Source organism: Streptomyces sp. NPDC004658 (assembly GCF_040609555.1).
Taxonomy (GTDB): domain Bacteria; phylum Actinomycetota; class Actinomycetes; order Streptomycetales; family Streptomycetaceae; genus Streptomyces.
The window spans coordinates 1-13,180 of record NZ_JBEXKG010000183.1 but is presented as its reverse complement, the minus strand read 5'-3'; the positions used below and the strand labels follow the sequence as shown (position 1 = coordinate 13,180).

The window sequence follows — 13,180 nt, the reverse complement described above, 5'->3', positions numbered from 1 at the left end:
CCCGGGGCGGCGGGGCGACGCCGGGTGAGCCGCAGGCCCGGCCGGCCCACGTCGACGGGGTGCTGGCGGCGGTGCGCGAGGAGCTGACCGGGGGGCCGTACGACCCGCTGGACGCGCTGCGCCGGATCACCCGGGCCGTCGAACGGCTGACGGGGGTGCGCTCGGGGGTCCTGGACACGGCGGCGCTGCTCGTGGCGCGCGGCTCGGTCGCCGGGGCGGAGGAGTTCGTCGCGGTGCACCGGGGGGCGGTGGGTACGGAGGCCCGGGCCCGGCTGGCGGAGGCGGTACGCGAGCTGGGCGCGGGCCAGACGGGGTGGGCCGACGTGGTGGCCGGGCAGGCGCGACAGCTGGCCGACCGGGATGTCCGGGCCCACGGCGCCGGGGGCGACGCGGCCGGCCTCGCCGGCGCGGTCCTGGGCGGCATCCTCCTGGGAGAGGACCCGGACGGTGGCCCCCCGCCCGCGTTCGGCGGCCCGCGGACCCGCTCCCGGCTGCACGCGTGGGGGCCGCCGGTCTAGAACAGGCTCAGCAGCGCCTCCGCCGGGTCCGTCAGACCGCCCTCGCCGCCGGGCAGCGGCAGCTCGAACCACACCGTCTTGCCGCGGGGTGTGCGCCGCGAGCCCCAGGCCGCGCTGAGCAGGCCGACCAGTTGCAGGCCCCGTCCGCCCTCGTCGGTGTCCCGGGCCCGTCGGCGCCGCGGCTGGACCAGGCCGGAGTCCCAGACCTCGCAGACCAGGGTGCGGTCCAGCAGCAGCCGTAGCCGGATGTCCCCCTCGCCGTACCGCAGCGCGTTCGTCACCAGCTCGCTGACCAGGAGTTCCGTCGTGTCGACCAGCGGCTCCAGCTCCCAGGAGAGCAGCTGTCCGCGGGCGTACTCCCGGGCCCGGCCCACACTGCGCGGCTCGCGCGGCAGCGTCCAGTCGCCGACGGACTCGGCGGGCAGCCCCTGCACCCGGGCCATCAGCAGGGCGATGTCGTCCTCGCCGTGGTGGGTGTCGAGGGTGTTGAGGACGTGGTCGCAGACGTCCTCCAGGGGCCGGGAGGGGTCGGTGAGCGCGCCGACGAAGGCCTGGAGCCCCTCGTCCAGCGGGTGGTCGCGGGATTCGACGAGACCGTCCGTGTAGAGCGCGAGCAGGGCGCCCTCGGGGAGTTCGACCTCCACCTCCTCGAACGGCTCGCCGCCCACGCCCAGCGGCATGCCGGGCGGCACGTCGAGCATCAGCGCCGGCTCACCGGGCTCGACCAGCACCGGCGGCAGATGCCCGGCGTTGGCGAACGTACAGCGCCTGGTGACGGAGTCGTACACCGCGTACACGCAGGTCGCGAGGTACACCTCGGAGAGGTCCGCGTCCCGGGGCTGGCGGGCCGCACGGGTCGCCTGCTGGACCCCGCCCGGGGTGCCGAGGCCCCGCGCGATCTCGTCCAACGCGGAGAGCACTTCCGCCGGTTCCAGGTCCAGCAGGGCCAGTGTGCGTACGGCCGTGCGGAGTTCGCCCATCGCCACGGCCGCCCGCAGGCCCCGCCCCATGACGTCGCCGACCACCAACGCCGTGCGGTGGCCGGGGAGTTCGATGACGTCGAACCAGTCGCCGCCCACCTCCGTCGCCGCGTTGCCGGGCAGGTAGCGGCAGGCGATGTCCAGGCCGGACGCCTCGGGGTCGCCGGGCGGGAGCAGGGAGCGTTGCAGTATCAGCGCCCGCTCGTGTTCCCGGCGGTACAGGCGCGCGTTGTCGATGCAGACGGCGGCCCGTGCGGCCAGTTCGACCGCGAGGTCCCGGTCGCGGTCGCCGAACGGCTCGCTGCCCTTCGTCCGGGCGAACTGCGCGAGTCCCACGACCGTGTCGTGCGCGACCATCGGAACGGCCAGCGTGGACTGCACGAGGCCGCCCTCCTCCGCGGGCACGTGCTGCGGGCGGGCGGTGCGCAGGGCGTCCGCGCAGGGCGAGGTGAACGGGAAGTGGTGGACGGCGCCGACCTCGACGCGCTTGCCGGAACTGTTGAAGGGCGCGCCCGAGACGGCGCTGGCGAAGGCGACGCGGCGCAGTTCGGCGCTGCCGTCGGCGAGGCCGGGCGGGGTCTCGTCGCCGGCCAGCAGGCCCTGGTAGAGGTCGACGGTGGCGAGGTCGCAGAAGCCGGGGACGACGACGTCGAGGAGTTCGCGGGCCGTGGTCTCCAGGTCGAGCGAGTTCCCTATGCGGGCACCGGCCTCGTTGAGCAGGGCCAGATTGCGCCGGGCGGCGGCGGCCTCGCGGGCGGCGGCGCGACGGGCGGTGATGTCGGTGCCGAGCCAGGCGATGCCGATGGGCCGGCCGCTTCCGCTGTGCACGCGATAGAGGTTGACCGACCAGTGCCGGCGCTCCTCGGAACCCGGGACGAAGCCGGTGACGTGCATGTCGGTGATGGACTCGCCGCTCTCAAGCACCCGCCGCAGCGTGGCCGAGACGCGCTCGGCCTCACCGCGCGGCAGGTAGTCGTGAACTCCCTTGCCCCGGTGGTCGTCCGGGGTGCCGCCGAAGATGGAGGCGAACCGCATGTTGGCCCGGCGCACCCGCAGGTCCGTGTCGATCAGCAGGAATCCGAAAGGGGATTGACCGAAAATGGCCTGCGAGGCGGCGAGGTCGGTCTCGATGCTGCGCAGCGTGCGGACGTCCACGACGATGCACACGGCGGCCTTGTCGCCCTCGGCGGTGCGCGTCGGCATGACGTACACCTCGGCCAGGCCCTCCTCGCCGCGCGTGCCGTCCGGCCCGTCGGGCATCCGGAACGGCACCACTCCGGTCCACTCGCGCCCGTCGAGGATTTCGGCCATCTTCCGCTGGCCGCGCTCGCGCAGGTCGGGGTCGATGAAGGCCTCTATGGGGTCCATGCCGACGGCACGCGCGGCGGGGATGCCGAAGAGCTGCTCGGCGCGCAGGCTCCACTGGTCGACCAGCCCGCCGGGGCTGATGGAGAAGGACGCCACCTTGATGTAGTCGTAGATGGAACCGGGCGGACTGCTCTGCCACATGGCGTCACCGGGTGCCGCGGCAGCCTCCGCGGCCTGCCTCCTCGCGCCGTCCGACGGGTCCTCGGACTCCGTGGCCTTCGCTGGTATCTCGCTCACGCGAACCGTCCCCTCCAGCTCACCGCGTCCGGCACCGGTCACCGGGGGCGGCTGCCCGCAGTATCCAGCACTACGGCGCCGCACAACACGGTGTTCACGATCACAGCTCGGTCCAGGTGCTTTTCGGACCGGTCCGTGACAACACTTCCACTCTTCTAACCAGGGAACACACCGCCGAACCACTCACCGACGGACCACGTGCGCCCCCGGCGCGCGCGAGGGACGGCACGCCGTCCGCCGTACACCCCCGTGACCCTGCGCGTGCCGTGCCGTCACCCGGGCACCGCCAGTTCGAACCAGACGGTCTTTCCGCTCGCGCCGGGCCGGGTGCCCCAGCTGAGTGAGGAGCCCGCGACCAGCTGAAGGCCGCGTCCGCTCTCGTCCTCGGGATGGGCGACGCGTTCGCGCGGCAGGTCGGGGAGCGGGTCGGAGACCTCCACGCGCAGCGTGCCGTCGAGTCCGGCGGGCCGGACGAGCCGTACGCCGATGGGCCCGGTGGCATGCCGCAGCGAGTTGGTGACCAGTTCGCTGACCAGCAGCGCGGCGAGGTCGGCGACGCAGTCCAGGTGCCAGCCGTGCAGCTGGGACCGGACCGCCGCGCGGGCGCTGCGCACGGCGCCCGGTTCCGCGGGAAACGTCCACTCGGCGCAGTCGCCATCGGTGTCGATCACGCCGATCACTTCCCAGGCCAGCGAGCCCACCCATGTCCGGTTTCATGGGGTTAATGGGCCCATACCCGATATCCGGGCGGCAGTACCGCACCAGGCGGCGCACTGTGGCACAAGCGGCGTACGGAGGGTACGCCCCAAACGCTCGGGTGGTCCCGCGGGCGCACGGCCCCGGGTCAGACAGGCCCTACGCCCGCCAGCGGGCCGCCGCCTCCCGGATCGCGGGGACGTCCTGGTCGAGCCAGTCGACCTCCCAGATCCGGTCCGGTGTCAGCCAGCGCAGTTCGTCGTGGTCCTGGAGGGGCCGGGGCGGGGGCGAGCCGGGGCGCAGGCGTGCGGTCCACACGTGGAGGACGTACGGCGCCGGCAGCGGCCACTCGCCGGGCACGCGGTCGACCGGCTCGGCGTCGACGCCCAGTTCCTCGCGCAGTTCACGCACCAGCGCGTCCTCGGGTCGCTCCCCCGGCTCGACCTTGCCGCCGGGCAGCTCCCAGCGCCCGGCCAGATCGGCGGGCGCGCTGCGGCGCGCGGCCAGCAGCCTGCCGCCGTCGAGCAGGGCGGCTCCCACCACCACGATCCGTTCGGCCTCCGGGGTCGTACGCGTCATGGGGCGGAGCCTACGGGAGCGCGCGACCGGTCAGTTCTGCGTGCCGTCCCCGTTCTGACCGATGCGTTCGACCCAGTAGAGCTGTTTGTGCCCCCGGTCGTCGAGGCTGTCGGCGATCTTCTGCGCCTCGGCGCGGGTCGCGTACCGGCCGACGCGGTAGCGATTGCCGTTGTCGTCCTGCCGTATCACGATCCAGGGCAGGGACACCGTGCCCTCACTCATGGCCCCCACCGCCCGCGTTCCTTCTCGCACCGCCCCGCCCTCCCCCGGGCCCGGGCCCCCGCCGGGCCCCGTCTAAGGAAACCGCAATCCGCATATGCCCGAGCGTACGCCCAACCTTCACGCTGCGAATACGGCTTTTCACAAAGAGGTACGCATCGAGCCAGAACGCCGGGGGCGCACGGGGTCGAATGCGCCGTCGGGGGAGCCGCCGACCCGGGTCGGAGGCATGCCGAAGGCACCCCGGGCCACCTGCGAGAACGGCCGGATTGCTGCGGCTCGGGCGCCGTCGGCGGGGCGGGTACGGCGCCGGTGACCGCCCGGGCGGCGCATCGAGGTGTGCGCTACCTCACGCGCAGGGGCGGACGACCGCCCGGGCCGGGGCGGTCACTTGACGGGCAGGTGGTAGGAGACGCGGTAGCGGTCGGCCGGGATGACCACGTCGGCGGTCTCGACCGGGCGGCCGGAGGCGAAGTACGTGCGCTGGACCACGAGGACCACGTGCCCGGGGACACCGCCGAGCAGGTGCAGCTCCTCGGCCAGGCCGGGGCGGGCACCGACCTCCTCGGTGACGTTGTCCACGATGACGTCGATGGCCCGCATGCGCTCGACCACGCCCATCCCGCCGAGCGGCCCCTCCTCGGGCAGCATCACCGGGGTGCGGCCGGTGACCTCGAGGGGTTCCCAGGAGGTGGAGAGCATCATCGGCTCGCCGCCCTCCCGGAACAGGTACTTGGTGCGCATGACCCGGTCGCCGGTCCGGATCGCGAGCCGCTCGGCGACGGCCGCGCCGGCCTCGGTCTGCTCGCTGCTGGACTCCCAGGTGCCGCGCACCGAGGCGTCGGCCTGCTCCTGCCGGAACGGGGTGGCGCCGCCGGCCGGGCGGTATCCGGAGCGGGCCACGCGCCGGGGCACGGGCCGCTCGCGCACGTACGTCCCCGAACCGGAGCGGCCCTCGACCAGCCCCTCGGCCATCAGCACCTTGCGGGCCTCCAGGGCGACCGTGTCCGAGACGCCGTACTCCTCGCGGATGCGGGCCTGGGACGGCAGGCGGGTGTGGGGCGGCAGTGAACCGTCGACGATCTTCTTGCGGAGATCACCCGCGACGCGCAGGTACGCCGGCTGCTCACCGAAAGTCACTGGCCGCTCCCATCAGGTTGTACAGACAGCAACAGCCTGGCAACCGTGGGTTGAGCCGTGCAAGCAAAGGCCAGAGAATCACTCGATGTGATGACAAAGGCGGGGGGAGGGCTTTACCCAGGCGCTTTCTGCCCCGTATAGGCGCGCTCTCACACCTGGAGGCTCCCGTCGGATCCGTCGTCGGCCGCCGGGACGGTGGTGGCGAGCCCGAGCGCCTTCCGCACGGCGACCGCCCGGGACGGGTCGATGAGGCCGAGCCCGGTGTCGTAGTGCTCGTAGAAGGCGTCCGCGTCCCCGGCGGCCCCGGCCTTCGCCCACTCCGCGCGCGCCGTGTCCAGGCCGGCGGTGAGCGCGGCGACGGGCTTCCGGGCGCCGGCGGGCCAGTCGTGGGCGCGCAGCATCCGGGCCTGTTCGCCCAGCGCCGCCGACACCCGGCCCGCCCACGCCCTGTGCCCCGGCAGGTCGTCCTCGACATACTCCTCGTCAGGAGCGGTGTCCAGGGCGGCGTTGAGGACGTGAGCCGCCCTCAGATAGGCGACCTGGTCGGCGTCGAGGACCGTCTCGTCGTTGCGCAGCGACCCGCTCAGGTCCTCGCCCTCGGTGGTGTTGCCGAACACGCAGGTGATCTCGCGGTCCCCGGCGGCCCAGCTGTCCTCGGTCGGCGTCAGGTAGTACACGTCGACGTCCGGCGGGACCGCCCAGCCGTCCATCGCGTAGCTGTCCCGGAGACTCCAGCAGCGCTCGTCCGCCGTGTCACCGACCGCGTCGTCCCCGGGGTAGGAGCCGCCCGGGAGCGTGACGGTCGCGAACACCTCGCCGTCGTGCGCGCCGGCGCAGGAGACCTTGGCCACGTCGTACGTGTCACCGCTCAGCGCGCCCCCCGGCGCGTCGAAGCACTCGCCCTCGGACAGCGAGAGCGGCCTGCCCCCGCGTGCGCCGTCCTGGAACCCGTGCCACAGCGCGGCGGCGCCGCCCGTCGCGAGCAGCAGCGCCCACAGCACGAGCCCGACGCCGGACAGCACCGCGCCGCCCACGGCCAGCCCCGTGCCGCGCTCTCCGGTCCGCCGGATCCGGCGCAGCCCGGCCAGCCCGAGCACCAGCCCCACCCCCGGCAGGCAGCACAGCACCCCGAGCACCAGGGAGGCGATGGCGAGGCCGTTGACCGGCGCCGGGTGGTTGTAGGGGCGGTAGCCCTGCGACCACGGCTGGTACGCGGGCAACCCCGGCGAGCCGCCCGGCTGCCGGGGGTACGGCGACGTGCCGTACGGGTCCGGCGGCCGCGGCCGGGGTGGCTGGAACGGCTCTTGCGGCTGGTGGGGGCCGGGAGGCGGGGGGAAGGACACCGGTACCGTGCTCCTGGATCGGGCGGCGGCGCAGGGGACCGGCGGCCGCCCGGCGGCTGGGCTGACGTACGACTGGCCGCATGGTAAGCGTGAGCGGAACGGGGGCGGAATGCGGGTGGAGACGTACACGGTGGCCGGGGAGACGGTCCGCCGGGTGAACGGGCTGACGGCCCGGTGGGCGCAGGCCCTGAACGGCGAGGGCACGGTGTTCTCCGCGCCGGGTGTGTGGCCGCTGCTGGCCTTCCTGGCCGACGGCGCGGCGGGCCCGGCGCGGGCGGAACTGGCCGGCGCGCTGGGCGTGCCCGCCGAGCAGGCGGCCGGTGCCGCGCGGGAGTTGCTGGCCGGGCTGGCGGGGGTCGCGGGGCTGGACGCGGCGCTCGGCCTGTGGACGCACCAGGGGCTGGCCCTGCGGGAGGAGTGGCGGGCCGGGCTGCCCGCCGGGACCCACGGCGTCTTCGGGGACGACCTGGTCACCGCGCAGGAGCGGCTGGACGCCTGGGCGGCCGAGCGGACCGGCGGTCTGGTCGAGCGCATGCCGGTGACGCTGACCCGGGAGGCGCGGATGGTGCTGGCCACCGCCCTCGCGCTGCGCACGGACTGGCGGCAGCCGTTCACGGAGCTGCCGCTGCGGCCCGGCTCCGGCCCCTGGCAGGGCCGTACCCTGCGCGGGCTGCACCGGCGCAGCGTGCGGCCCGACCGGGTGGGCGTGGCGGGCACGCCGGACGGCTTCGTCACCGCGCTGACGGTGCCCGGGGACAACGGCGTCGACGTCCATCTGGTGCTGGGAGAAGAGCGGATGACGCCGGGCCAGGTGCTGGCGGCCGGGGTGGGTGTCGTGGAGCGCGGCGTGCCGCTGACCGGGGGCGGGGCGCTGCCGCACGGGCATGTCGGCCCCGGCCTGCACGTGGAGCAGCAGCCGGCCACCGCGCCGCAGCCGACGACGCTGGACGTGACGACGGTGTCGTTCGAGGTACGGGCCGACCACGATCTGCTCGCCCTGCCGGGCCTGTTCGGCCTCGGTGCGGCGACGGACACCGCGAGCGGTCACTTCCCGGGGGTGAGCCCCTGGCCGCTGGCCGTCGGAGAGGCCCGGCAGTCGGCCGTGGCCCAGTTCGGCGCGCTCGGCTTCCGGGCGGCGGCGGTGACGGCGGTCATGCCGGTGCCGGCCGGCGGGGTCCCGCAGTACCGCTACGAGACGACGGTCGTCCGGGTCACCTTCGACCGCCCCTTCGCCTTCCTCGCCGTCGACCGCGAGTCCCGCCTGGTGCTGGCGGCGGGCTGGGTGACGGAACCGGCGCCCCACCCCGTGCCGTCCCCCGCCCCGTGAGGCGGCTCGTCCTCCTGCCGGCGGCGAGCGGCGAGCGGGACCCGCGCGGGAACGCGGCGGGAGGTGAACGGGGGCGGGTGCCGGAATTCTGAGCGGGACACACGTCTGCAGAAGGAGGATGCCGTGAAGCGTCCGGTGTACAGCCCGGCCGACGACTCGGTCCTGCACCGCATCAACCAGGAACTCGCCCGCGTCGGCGGCCTGGTGCCCCGGGGAACGCGGGCACTGCCGGAGGACACCGAGTTCCTGGTCACCACGGTCACCGAGAGCGGCATGCACCAGGTCGTCGGGGTGGACGCCCGGCGGCGCGGCAGTGCGGAGCCGGCCGAGGCCACCCCGGACGAACAGGTGGAACTCCGGTCGGCGGTGCGGGCCCTGCTGGACCTGACCGGACACAGCTCGGGGACGGTCCGCACGTCGGTGGTCCTGCTCCCGGAGGGTCCGCGGGTCGTCGCGTGCACCGGGCTGGCCCCCACCCCGCCGACACCGTAGCCGGGGTGGATGGGTGAGCCGTTCCCATGGCGTCACGGGTGCCGGTATCGCCGGAGGAACGGTCCGGGAACGGCTCCCAGCAGCATCAGTGGTGTCGGAAACGGGACACCACGAGGGGGAGCAAGTCGATGCGTAACAAGCTGGCCGGTCTGTTCGGGATGGTCGCGATGGCGCTGGCGTTCGGGCTGGGCGCGACGGTCCAGCACCAGTCGGCGACCGACCGCCCCGCCGGGCACCACGTGACGGCCGAGAACCAGGGCCCGACCGTCATCACCGCGTCCTCCGCCGGCTGACCCCCGCCTCCCGCCCCGGGGGGAGCCCGGTGCGGGAGCCGCCCGTCCCGGCGCCGTCAGCGGCTCCGGCCGATCTCGGGTACGCCCATCGTGTCGAAGAGCCCGGCGGCGGCCCCGGCGTGCTGCCGGGCCGCCGCGTGGTCGCCGAGGGCCTCGCAGGCCCGGGCCAGCCCGGCCAGGGCGTGCGCCTCCTCGATCCGGTAACCGATGCCCGAAGCGGTCTTCAGGGCACTCGTGTGCAGCTGGAGCGCGTCGGCGGGATCACCCTGCCGGGTGCACAGCCGGCCGAGTATGTTCTCCGTCTTCACCTGCCGGATCGGCACCACGCTCGACCGGACGAGTTCCAGGGCGTGGTCGGCGAGGCGCGCGGCGCCCGCCGTGTCGCCCAGGCGGTGCTGGACGTCGGCCGACAGGGCCAGCAGGACGCCCACGTTGCCGGGGTCGTGGGTCTGGTCGCTGATGCGCCGGGCCCGTTCGAGGCACTCCTGGGCCTCGGTGTACTTCTCCAGACCCATCAGCGCGAGGGCGAGGTCGGTGACGGACACGATCTCGTTCTCCCGGCTGCCGAGGTGCCGGTCGAGTTCCACGGCCCGCCGTGCCGCCTCCACCGCCTCCGGATACCGGCCCCACTGCTCGTACAGGGTGCTGAGAATGGTCAGGCTCTCGGACTCCGAGCGCGCGTTCCCCAGCTCCCGGCCGAGGTCGACGGCCCGGACCAGGTGCGGCAGGGCCTGGTCGAAGCGGCCGAGCACACTGTTGAGCAGGCCGAGGGTGGACTCCGAGTGCGCTTCGGTGTCCCGGTCGCCCAGCTCGGTGGCCACCGCCAGCGCCTCCCGGGCCACTTCGACGCCCTCCTCGAAGCGGCCCAGCTTCCAGCAGGCCACACCCAGGTTGGACAGGCTCACGGCGAGCAGCACCAGGTCGCCGAGGCGGCGGGCGACTTCGACCGCGCTGCGGCTCAGGTCGCGGAACTCGCTGATGTGGCCACGGGCGTTGAGATAGAAGACCACGTCACGGGTCAGCCACACCGCGTGGCGGTCGTGACCGAGCGTCCGGGCCAGGGCGACGGCGCCGCTGAGCGCGGTGTGTTCCCGGGTGAACCAGGTCAGGGCCCGGTCGGCGTCACCCAGGTCCGGGAGCCGCGCCCCGGTGGCCGGCAGACCGGTCGGGCGGCGGCGCCGCCCGGGGAAGAGGACGTCGCAGGCCTGCTCGGTGGCCGTGAGGTAGTAGTCGAGCAGCCGTCCGACCGCGGCGCGGTCCTCCTGTTCCGTGGCCTGTCCGCGCAGGCTCAGCGCGAAGCTGCGGACGAGGTCGTGGAAGGCGTACAGGCCCACGTCCGGCTGCTGGAGCAGGTGGACGTCGAGCATGTGCTCCAGGATGTCCTCGGCGTCCCGGGTGTCCGTGCCCAGGAGGGCCGCGGCCGAGTGCACGTCGATGTCGGAGCCGGGGTGCAGCGCCAGCAGCCGGAAGGCGACGCGGGACTCCGCCGCCATCGTCTGGTACGACAGGCGCAGGGTGGCCGCCACGCTGCGTTCGCCCAGGCTCAGCTCGTCGAGCCGGCGCGTCTCGTCGCACAGGCGGTCCACCAGGTAACCGACCGTCCAGCGCGGCCGGTTGCGCAGCCGGGCGGTGGCGATCCGGAGGGCGAGCGGCAGGTGGCCGCAGAGCCGGGCCAGCTCGGCCGACGCCTCGGGCTCCGCCGCGACCCGCTCGGCGCCGAGCGTCTTCGACACCAGCAGCACGCTGTCGTCGCTGGACATGACGTCGAGCGAGGTCCAGTGCGCCCCGTCGAGGTCCAGCAGCCGGCTGCGGCTCGTCACCAGCACCAGGCAGCCCGGGGACGGGGGCATGAGGAGACGGACCTCGGCCGCCTCGACCGCGTTGTCGAGCAGCAGGAGCAGCCGCCGGCCCACCAGCGCGGCCCGCCAGGCGGCGGTTCTGCCCTCCAGGTCGTCGGGGATCTGGTCGCCGGAGATGCCGAGCGCGCGCAGCAGGGTGGCGAGCGCGGCCGCCGAGGTCACCGGCTGCTCGCCCGGTGTGTAGCCGCGCAGGTTGATGTACAGCTGGCCATCGGGGTACGCGTCGGCCAGCCGGTGCGCGACGCGGACGGCCAGGGCGGTCTTGCCGCAGCCGCCCATGCCGTCGATGGCGACGATCCCGGGAGCGCAGGTGGCGGACCGCTGCGCGCAGTCGAGCAGCTCGCGCTGTTCACGGTCGCGGCCGGAGAAGTCCGCCAGGTCGTAGGGGAGGGTGCACGGTGCCTGGGCCGGCACCGGTGCGGCCGGTGCGGGGGAGGACGGCGGCACGGGGGCGGCCAGATCGGGACTCTCCCGCAGGATTCCCTCGTAGACCTGGGTGAGTTGCTGGCCCGGGTCGATGCCCAGCTCCTCCACCAGCAGGTCCCGGACCCGGGCGTACTCCTCCAGTGCCTCCGCCTGCCGGCTGGAGCGGTACAGCGCGAGCATCAGCTGGCGGCGCAGGTTCTCCCGCAGCGGGTACCTGGCCGTCAGGTCCCGCAGGTCGGCGACGAGTTCGGCGGCCTGGCCGAGGCCGAGGCACAGCTCGAAGAGCTGCTCCGCGGCGGCGAGGCGGCGCTCGTCCAGGGCGGCGGCGGCCGCGGCGATCACCGGGCCCGCGACATCGGAGAGCACGGGTCCGCGCCACAGGTCCAGGGCGGCCCGCAGGGCCTCGACCGCCTGGGCGGTGTGACCCTGTTCGTCCGCGGCCCTGGCCCGGCGGACCTGAGCGGTGAACTCGGTCAGGTCGAGCTGGTCCTCGGGGACGGCCGCGCGGTAGCCGGGGCCGTCGGTGATGACGACCTGGCTCCCGCCGGGTATGCGGCGCCGCAGGTCGGCCACCGCCTTGCGGACCTGGTGGGACGCGGTGGCCGGAGGCTCCTCCTCCCACGTGGCCTCGACGAGCCGGGAGACGGGAACGAGCCTGCCCGGCTCAAGCAGCAGGGTGGCGAGCACCCGCTCCTGGACCAGTCCGCCCAGCCTGAGCCGGGTGTCCCCCGCCCAGACCTCCAGCGGCCCCAGAACGTTGAAACGCAGCCGGTCTCCGGCATGTTGTCCCAGCAAGCCTCTCCCCCTTGACCTCGTCGCCCGGCGCCGCTTCGACCAGCCGGAGAACCGCGACCGGCCGCACGGACTGCGCCGGCGGCACCGGAACGCGCTCCTGAAGGGCACCGCCGGGGGACGGGCGGTCTCCGCCCGACCGGTCCGCCGGCGGGCCGGGCAGCACGCGGGACGGGCCGTGCGCCGTCCTCGTCCGGTGCGTGGGGGCACCGGACGGGCCCCGCGCCCCACGGGCGCGGCGGACCGGCAGGACTCGGCGGGACTCGGCAGCCGCACTGCCCCCGGCGTTCGTCACGCCGTTTCGCACACGCTCGGCCGCCATCGGCTCCCCACCCCCCGTGCCCCCGGTGCACCCGGCGGGCCCCAAACCCACGGAAGCATAACGCCTGGCGGCGCGAAGACCCCGTGCCGTGCAGCGGTCATCCTGCGCAGACGCCGCGGCGGCCCGGCCGCCCCCGTCCCGCGGCGGAGCGCCCCCGCGGGACGGGCGGCGACCGTCCCGTGCGCCGGCGCCGGGAGCGGTCGGTACCGCTCGGGGAAGGGATCGGGAACGGCCGGCCGGACCCTGCGTAGGCAGGCAGGAGAGGGCGGAGGCCCGCGGCGAACCCGTGGCACACCGCCCCCGACCATCGCAAGGAGCATGAGCGTGGGCAGACCGGAGAAACCGCTGGCGCAGGACGCCGGACCGGCCACCGCCTTCGCCCTGGAGCTGCGCCGGCTCCGGGCCGCGGCGGGCTCCCCCAGCTACCGGGAGCTGGCGAGACGTGCGCTGTTCTCGGCCTCGGTGCTTTCGGACGCCGCGGCGGGCCACCGGCTGCCCACCCTTCAGGTGGCCCTCGCCTTCGCCGAGGCCTGCGGCGGGGACCGGGCGCTGTGGGAGCGGCGCTGGCGTGCGGCGGCGGGCGGCGCGG

11 protein-coding genes and 1 pseudogene are annotated in these 13,180 nt (G+C 74.8%); 5 read left to right on the top strand and 7 right to left on the bottom strand.

What is annotated here, in order from left to right; genetic code table 11:
• Window positions 1-518 (top strand): annotated as a pseudogene (locus ABZV94_RS35760) (hypothetical protein); the annotation flags it as partial.
• Here ABZV94_RS35760 and ABZV94_RS35755 read toward each other — a convergent pair.
• The 6 genes from ABZV94_RS35755 to ABZV94_RS35730 all read right to left on the bottom strand — a co-directional run bounded on the left by ABZV94_RS35755 (window position 515) and on the right by ABZV94_RS35730 (window position 6,957).
• On the bottom strand, window positions 515-3,103 hold the full coding sequence (locus tag ABZV94_RS35755; RefSeq protein ID WP_356348095.1) for a SpoIIE family protein phosphatase: 2,589 nt from the start codon (window positions 3,101-3,103) through the stop codon (window positions 515-517). The pseudogene ABZV94_RS35760 and the gene ABZV94_RS35755 sit on opposite strands and share 4 nt — an antisense overlap.
• A gap of 272 nt (window positions 3,104-3,375) precedes the next feature.
• Window positions 3,376-3,804 (bottom strand): ATP-binding protein, encoded by a 429-nt coding sequence (locus ABZV94_RS35750; protein ID WP_356348094.1) that lies wholly within the window; start codon window positions 3,802-3,804, stop codon window positions 3,376-3,378.
• A 154-nt stretch (window positions 3,805-3,958) separates the two neighbouring features.
• Window positions 3,959-4,378: a (deoxy)nucleoside triphosphate pyrophosphohydrolase gene (locus ABZV94_RS35745; RefSeq protein ID WP_356348092.1), complete on the bottom strand. Its 420-nt coding sequence runs from the start codon at window positions 4,376-4,378 to the stop codon at window positions 3,959-3,961.
• Window positions 4,379-4,408: 30 nt separating this feature from the next.
• Window positions 4,409-4,600, bottom strand: coding sequence for an SPOR domain-containing protein (locus ABZV94_RS35740; RefSeq protein WP_030649874.1), 192 nt, complete (start codon window positions 4,598-4,600; stop codon window positions 4,409-4,411).
• A 384-nt stretch (window positions 4,601-4,984) separates the two neighbouring features.
• Entirely contained in the window at window positions 4,985-5,737 is a 753-nt protein-coding gene (locus ABZV94_RS35735; RefSeq protein WP_356348090.1) for a GntR family transcriptional regulator, read from the bottom strand.
• A gap of 149 nt (window positions 5,738-5,886) precedes the next feature.
• Entirely contained in the window at window positions 5,887-6,957 is a 1,071-nt protein-coding gene (locus ABZV94_RS35730; protein ID WP_356348098.1) for a DUF4190 domain-containing protein, read from the bottom strand.
• A gap of 232 nt (window positions 6,958-7,189) precedes the next feature.
• Here ABZV94_RS35730 and ABZV94_RS35725 point away from each other — a divergent pair, with 232 nt between their 5' ends.
• The 3 genes from ABZV94_RS35725 to ABZV94_RS35715 all read left to right on the top strand — a co-directional run bounded on the left by ABZV94_RS35725 (window position 7,190) and on the right by ABZV94_RS35715 (window position 9,192).
• Window positions 7,190-8,407, top strand: a complete 1,218-nt coding sequence (locus tag ABZV94_RS35725; RefSeq protein ID WP_356348087.1) for a serpin family protein — start codon at window positions 7,190-7,192, stop codon at window positions 8,405-8,407.
• A 123-nt stretch (window positions 8,408-8,530) separates the two neighbouring features.
• A complete protein-coding gene (locus tag ABZV94_RS35720) occupies window positions 8,531-8,899 on the top strand; it encodes a hypothetical protein (protein WP_356348085.1) in 369 nt (122 codons plus the stop codon).
• Between the two features lie 128 nt (window positions 8,900-9,027).
• On the top strand, window positions 9,028-9,192 hold the full coding sequence (locus ABZV94_RS35715) for a hypothetical protein (RefSeq protein WP_356348084.1): 165 nt from the start codon (window positions 9,028-9,030) through the stop codon (window positions 9,190-9,192).
• A gap of 56 nt (window positions 9,193-9,248) precedes the next feature.
• On the opposite strand, the gene ABZV94_RS35710 is transcribed toward ABZV94_RS35715, so the two are convergent.
• Window positions 9,249-12,272: a BTAD domain-containing putative transcriptional regulator gene (locus ABZV94_RS35710; protein WP_356348082.1), complete on the bottom strand. Its 3,024-nt coding sequence runs from the start codon at window positions 12,270-12,272 to the stop codon at window positions 9,249-9,251.
• Between the two features lie 643 nt (window positions 12,273-12,915).
• Here ABZV94_RS35710 and ABZV94_RS35705 point away from each other — a divergent pair.
• On the top strand, window positions 12,916-13,180 hold a 265-nt coding region (locus tag ABZV94_RS35705), incomplete at its 3' end, for a helix-turn-helix transcriptional regulator (protein ID WP_356348079.1).

What these genes read in the sequence shown, in the direction of transcription:
- ABZV94_RS35745 (WP_356348092.1), bottom strand. Translation starts at nt 4,378, where the DNA reads ATGACGCGTACGACCCCGGAGGCCGAACGGATCGTGGTGGTGGGAGCC.
- ABZV94_RS35740 (WP_030649874.1), bottom strand. Translation starts at nt 4,600, where the DNA reads ATGAGTGAGGGCACGGTGTCCCTGCCCTGGATCGTGATACGGCAGGAC.
- ABZV94_RS35725 (WP_356348087.1), top strand. Translation starts at nt 7,190, where the DNA reads ATGCGGGTGGAGACGTACACGGTGGCCGGGGAGACGGTCCGCCGGGTG.
- ABZV94_RS35715 (WP_356348084.1), top strand. Translation starts at nt 9,028, where the DNA reads ATGCGTAACAAGCTGGCCGGTCTGTTCGGGATGGTCGCGATGGCGCTG.